Raw genomic sequence first — 6,698 nt, forward strand, 5'->3', positions numbered from 1 at the left:
AGTCCGCGCTGTAGCGCCGTCGAGTCGTTGTCTTGTCGCTTGTCATCGTGTCCACGTAAGTCCGGCGTGGACACGATCGTTATCGGTGCCAGGGCTCAGTTCAAGATGGGATCGCTGTGCGCTTACGCCGGCACAAACAATCGGCAGCATCAGCAACGCAATGGCGCAATGGCGCAACGGCGCGGTGGCCGCTGGCCAAACGGCTGCACCGCTACAGGTTGCTTCTTATCCGCGGATGCACCTTCGCGTAACTCGGTAGCCAGTGGCGCAGCAGGCCCAAGGCCTCCTCAGCGGTGTCGGCGCCAAAAACCTGATCGTCGGGCAGCGCGGGGTAGCGCTCGCGCGCATCGATACGCTGCCCGGCCAGAAGCCCGCTGGAGCCGCCGCAACGCAGCCCAATGACCAGCCGGCCAAAGGACCATGCCAGGGCCATCTCGGACAGAGTGCCCGAGCCGCCGCCGATGGCCACCAGTGCGGCGGATTGGGCCACGATGGCGTTCCTGGCGTGGTCCAGCCCGGTCGGTATGGCGATGTCCACGTACTCGTTCGCCTGGTCGACGTCAGACCCCGGCAGGATTCCGACGCCCGCACCGTCGAACCACCCGGCAGAAGCGCGTGCCCCTCGATGGGCTGCCCGCATCACGCCTCCCATGCCACCGGTGACGACGCGGAACCCTGCGTCGACAAGGGCGCGACCCAGGGCCTCGGCCAGGGCTTCCCTGGGATGGCCAGCCTCAAGCCGCGCATCGCCCACGACGGCAATGCAGGCCCGCCGTGGACTGCCAAGAGGCCTGGTCATGCCTGGCACTCCGCGTCGACCACAGCAAGTGCCGTGCGCCGCAGCGATGGCTTGGTCATCAGCGCAGCAATGACGCTTTCGCGCTGCCTGCTCGTCTCGGCATCGCGGGCACCGCCGGGTTCATGCAAGTACAGGCACCGTCGAATCCAACGGGGTGACCGTGCAAGCTCCACCATCGGCAGCATCAGCGCCCAATCGCTCGCAAGTTCGACATACGCGCCATTGAGTCTGAAATGGTCGTCAGGGATCTGGTCAAACAGCGACTTCCTGAAGCTGCGCAGGTGCTGCCAGACATTGCCACCGCGGTTGACGCGAGGTTCGTCCAGGTTCGCAGGGTAGTCCGCGCGCTTGTCCGTGCGGCACATCGAGCCGACTGTCATGTCCGCCCCCAGGCTGTACTCGGTCGCCAGGATGTCGAGCACGTTGCCGCCAATCAGGCAGTCGTCGGCGTCCAGGGTGATGACGACGGTGTCAGGACTACCGCAGTGGACCCTGACGGCCTCCACCGTGTTGGCCAGCAGGCCTTGCCGCAGCGGATTGCTCAAGTAGGTCACCTGAGCACCAATGTCTCGACACAGCTGCCGATGCGCCTCTTCCCATGCCGGGCAGGAGGCGTCGTCTATCACGACCGCCCCCCAGTCGCCGCGTGCCTGCTGCTTGACCGACGCCAGGCATCGCCGAAAGCGGCCCGGTTCAACGTTGCGGCCGGCGATGATGAACACGAACGGCTCGAAGCGCGTAGGCCGGGCCCATTGCGACGCCGTGCCCACCAGGTCGACGGCGCCGAACTGGAACGCAGGGACCGAACCCGTGGACACGCGGTCCGCGATACGCGCCAATGCCATGGGGTCGCTCTTGCGCTCGTTGGATGGATGGATGAAGAAGCTGCGGCGGTCACCGCCGCGCAGCGAGTGCGCCAGTCCACGTCTGACGGTTTCGTCCAGCGCGCGATGCCAGGCAGGCACCTTGGCTTGAGCGGGGAACAGGCTGCCTAGGGGAAGCAAAGCCCTCAGTCGCTGCATGTGCAGCAAGCCGATCCTGGACTCCACGCGCCAAGGGCCGGCCGGCCCATCGGCGGTGTAGGCCAAGTCATCGGCATGAGCGATGTTGAAGGCCACTGTCACCGCCAACGGGTCGCTGGCCAGGGCACTGACCATGTCGCCCAGGTAATCATGCCCTGGGTCCTGCCGCCCGACGAGCACGTCCAGGTCGGTGTGCAGCAGATAGGGGGTCTCGCAAGCCTCGAAGCCGGTCAGAACCGCCGCCAGTGGCGCTCCGTTGCCGGCGTGGGTGCCGGGTTGCGCGCGACCGAGCCACTTCAAGGAAAGCTCCGAACAGGTCGCAGCGTCCGACGGGCCCAGGAGCACGCGGTCGACCCAGCCCTGGGCCTGCAGCACCAGGGCCTGCGCTCTGAGCCTGGCGAAGCTGCCATCCTTGTACTGGCGCAGGAAGCCGTCCTCTCTAGAGTCCAGCACCAGGATCACCTCGTGGAAGCCGCGCGGCGATTCCAGTTGCCCGACCAGGCGGCGCACATTCGTGCACAGCGTTTCGGCTTCCATCGCGCAAGCCTTGATCAGCAGCGTGCAGTCCTGCGCCGCGGCGGGCCGGAGTTCGTAGACCAGCAGGTCGCTGGCCTGCTCAAACCTGAACTGGTCGATGGTCTCCCGCTCCAGTCGACGCACCAGTGCGAAGCCGGCACGCTGGAGCAGCCTGCGCAGGACGCGCTCTGGTCGATGGAATTCGACAAGTGTCCGCCCGCTGTGCCGATGGCGCTTGACCCAGCTGTAGCTGCTGTCCGGGTCGTTCTGCCCGGTACGCTCGGGCAGCGCTTCTGGTGTGGCAATCAGCGGTGCGTACGTCGGATGGCACAAGGCTACCAGCAGGCGCCCCTGGTCAGATACGCAGCGGCGCAGCTGCGTCAGGACCTCTTTTGCAGCGCCGTCGTCCAAGAGGCACAGCACGCGTCGGCAAATCACCAGGTCGTAGGGCGCACGGGCCAGCACCTCGTCAAGGTGGTGCACAGGTTCCAGGTTGCGTCCTCGAAGCCTGCCCAGCCGTTCCACGAGCGCAGGATCCGGGTCGTAGGACACTACCGAGTGCCCCAGCCGGGCAAGATGCTGGCTGATCTCGCCCTTGCCGCAGCCGAAGTCGAGAACGCGCTGCGGCTCCATGCCTCCTGCAAGAGCCCACAGCGGGTCCACTGAAGGTAACTGGCCCGTTGTCTCGTGCACGGCGCGCATGAAGTGCTGCTCGAAGCCGCACAGCTCCGGCAAGTCCGGGTCGCGGGAGCTGGCGCGCAGCAGTCCGTCCAGGTCGGCCCGGTGGGCGTGTCGCCAGGAGATGTAAGCCCGGCGGCACATGGCCACGAACTCGGCCTCGAAGTCCTCGAGCTCGTCTGCCAGCAGCAGGTCTCCACCGTAGTCGATCAGGCGTACCTGCTGCCCGACCTGGCGGAGGTTCTTGGGGTGGATGTTGCGGCAGACAAGGCCATGGGCATGGCACTCGGCCATCAGCTCAACGAGCCCCGGCCCCTGGCCGCCTGCATAAGGCTCGCTGGGCTCGAAGGGGTAGACCAGAACGCTCTGCGGGCCCTCGGTCAGCAGCTGCTTGATGCCGTACAGCCCCGCTCCCGTGGGCCATCGCCCCACCAGCGCGTGCAGTCGGGCCCGGGCTTTGGCGGCCGCCCTGGGCTTCCAGTAGTCGATCACCTTCAGGACAGATAGGCCATCGGTGAAGACCACCGCTTCCGAGCCCTGTCCCAGGCATTGCAGTTGCGCAGCGGCGTCAAGCTGCTCCCTGCCCAGGCGGCGTGCGACCCACTCGGCGTTGAGCTGTCGCTGGTCGCGCAACTGCGCATCGATCAGGCCGCCCGCTCCCAGGCGGGCCTGGTGCTGGGCCATCGTCACCGACAGGCTCTGGTCGAATGCAACGACATCGGCCCCTGACAATTGGCGCACGGCCGCGGACACGCGGGTCAGCATGGCCGTGTCGACTCGGGTGAGTACCGCATCCGAGAATGCCAGCAGATGGTTCGCGTGACCACCAAGCCAGCCCGGCGAACTGGCCAAGGCCACCAGCTCGTGCGCGAGCCCGCGAATGCGGTGCATCGACAGCCTGAACGCAGCCAGACGCTCTTCGCGGTACTTCAGTGCGCGCGCCGCCAGGTCCAGGTGTGGATCCCGGCTACGGTCCTGCAGCGCCGAGAACACCGCGAAGCCACGGATGTCGTCGATCAGGGTGCGCTCATCCCGCGCCGGGTCGCCAATCTGTGCCTCGCGAGCGTGATAGACGGCCAGCGGGACCGACACCACCTTGCGGTGAAACCTGTCGCGCTGCAGCAAGGCCCAGATCATGTCGGAACGGCGCGTGGCGCGCTCGCCGATGTCAGGCACCGCATTGGGTGCATCCCGCAAGGCCTCGATGTCGAAGACCCAGGTATTGCCGCCGCGGTACAGGCTGTCCTGGTGCTCGAAAGTCTCCATCGTCGCGGAGTCGATCACCAAGGGGCGGAACAGCTGCTCTCCGGCCAGCAGGCGGTCCAGGCTCGCACACAGCCGCTCGCAGGCTGCGCCCACGGTCTCACCCTGGAACTCGGGCTGCAGCCAGAAGGGCGTCTCCAGCCGGTCTGTCTCTCGGTGTGACAGGTCGTAGTAGTGGTCGCGTCGACCCTCACGCATCGCTGCGTTCCAGGTCGAACGGTCGGGCAGTGCCTCGCCTGGGTCAAGCCGCGCCAGCCAGCGCAACGTCGCAACCAGGTCGACCAGTTGGACGCGCAGTGTCGACAGCGTGGGCAGCGGGGCTGCCCCGGTGTAGCTGCCGATGGCGATGTCGACACCATCGTCCCTGAGCTTTGCCAGCCAAGGGATCAAGAGGTAGCGCGTACGCCGGAGCTGCGAGCCGAAGGCAACCAGCGGGTCCAGCCGCATGTCGTCGTCCAGGACCCAGGCCACCGCACCGGGCCTCGCCTTGCAGAAGCGATAGAGATAGGTCTGCAAGCAGGTACGGGCGGGGCCGATCGCCAGCCGACCGCGGGCCATGGCCGGCAACTCGCCTGCCAGCGCGGCGTCGTCACGTGCGGCGTGGCCGATGACGTGCAGTCGCAAACCCAGCGCGCGCCAGCGGTCGGCAGCCTTGCTCAGCGCATCCGAATCAACGTCGGCGCTGTTGTCGAGTACCAGCACATCCAGCGCCAAGAGCCCGGGCTCCTCTTGAAGGAGCAGCAGATCTCGCACCAGTCCGTCCAGTGCCTCTACGCGTTGGGCATCGGTGATCAGGCCCACGACGAGGTGCATACCGTGATCGACCGCTGGCGATGGCATGAGGCGCAGGCTGTCCATGGGTTCTTCGAGCTGCGCGCGCTCCTGAGGGGCCTGCCATCCGAACAGCCTGGAGGCACGGGCCTGCGCCTGTTCCCACTGTGGGTCTGTCATATGCGGCCGATGCTTGGCAAAGAAGGCGCCCAAGCCAGCGAACCGCTGCGGTGAGCCGGGGGAACTCAGCCTCTGCCGGTAGGGGCACGCGTAGTGTCGGACCGTCTGCTGCGTCACGCGGCGGTAGCCTCCGGTCGAGATTCGCAGCAAGCGAATCAGCAGGTCCCTGTCCGTGCAACTGGGCAGCGCCTCGTCAAAGCAGCCCGCTTCGAGCAATCGGTCCAGGCGAACGACCAGATTGCTGGGCTGTACTCCAGGGTTGCCGACGTAGAAGTCGGCCGTTGTGACGTGGGCCGGCGGCAGGACCGCTTCGTCTTGCAGGCCGGCGACGACACGCAGGAAGCCGCTGGCCACCATGGACGCATCACCCTGTACAGCGCTGAGGCACAACTCCAGGTGCTCTGGCCGCCACTCGTCATCGTCGTCCAGAAACGCGACGAACACGGTGCGCGGGTCGTCCGTCTGTCGGGCCAGATGGTCCAGCCCGGTGTTCCAGGCCCCGGCCGCGCCTTCCGTGCGGCGGTTGTGCAGCACGCTGACCGGAAGCCCCAGGGATTGGGTCAGGCTTCGACACCGAGCCAGTGATGACGCATCGTCCGCGTCGTCAACGAGGATCAATTCGTCGCAGTGGCGCCGCTGGGACGCGATGGAGGGAAGGGCGCGTGCGGCAAGAAGGCCGTGGCGGTTCTTGGTGGCAACGAGCGCGACGACGCGAAGCGCCGCCTGATGGCGTGGCAGATGCATAGGACTCCAGGATGTGAAGTGAAGAGGTCTTCGCATCGCGATACCGGGATATGCCTGGTGTCAGACCATCCGGGGAGTGCTTCATCCAAGCATCCCCGGGGTCAAACCGTGCCATCCCATGGCGCGATACGGGTCGCAATGTAACCCGCGCGCATCGCTGCGACAAGACTGGCTGGCTGATGAGAGGGGCTCGCCCAACTCCGCAGCAGCGCGATGCGGGCCGCCAACAATGGGCGCACCGAGTGGCTCGGCCCTCGGCAGCTTCTCTGGCCTGGATGTCTCTCAGTACGCTGAGAACTCAGCGTCGGCGCAAACTTCCTGTTCAAGCTCCATGCGCACCCTCACGAATGAGACTTGCCCGCTCAGGGACAGCAGGACGCCTCGCCTCTACGTATAGGGTACCTACGCGACGACGGTCAGAGTCGATGGAAGAGTTAAACGAAACCCGACGAATGGCAGCGAACCCGCAGTCAGACAACACTTGGTGGAGAGTCTCGTAGTCGAACGCGAACTTGTGATCGCCGCCATCGCGGAAGTGGTAGTTGATATGCTCCATTCTTGTCCGGCACCAAGCTGGATGCCATCTCTCCTTGGCTAGGGCAACGCTGAACAAGGCTCCGAATTTCGCCATCCAGTAGTGATGGTTGAGGAACAGCCTTCCAGGAGGCCGATTTCGACGCTGCAGCGCGTGTGCGACGCGAATTGCGCCTCGCCACGGCCCCTTT

2 protein-coding genes are annotated in these 6,698 nt (G+C 66.1%); both read right to left on the reverse strand.

Translation table 11 applies throughout. The features are described 5' to 3' along the window. Positions 1-211: 211 nt before the first annotated feature. Positions 212-799 (reverse strand): hypothetical protein, encoded by a 588-nt coding sequence (locus tag JMV16_RS15985; RefSeq protein WP_201495302.1) that lies wholly within the window; start codon positions 797-799, stop codon positions 212-214. Next, entirely contained in the window at positions 796-5,973 is a 5,178-nt protein-coding gene (locus JMV16_RS15990) for a glycosyltransferase (protein ID WP_201495303.1), read from the reverse strand. Before JMV16_RS15990 ends, JMV16_RS15985 begins: the two co-directional genes overlap by 4 nt. Positions 5,974-6,698 lie beyond the last annotated feature (725 nt).

This window comes from Rubrivivax sp. A210 (assembly GCF_904426505.1).
Taxonomy (GTDB): Bacteria; Pseudomonadota; Gammaproteobacteria; order Burkholderiales; family Burkholderiaceae_C; genus Rubrivivax.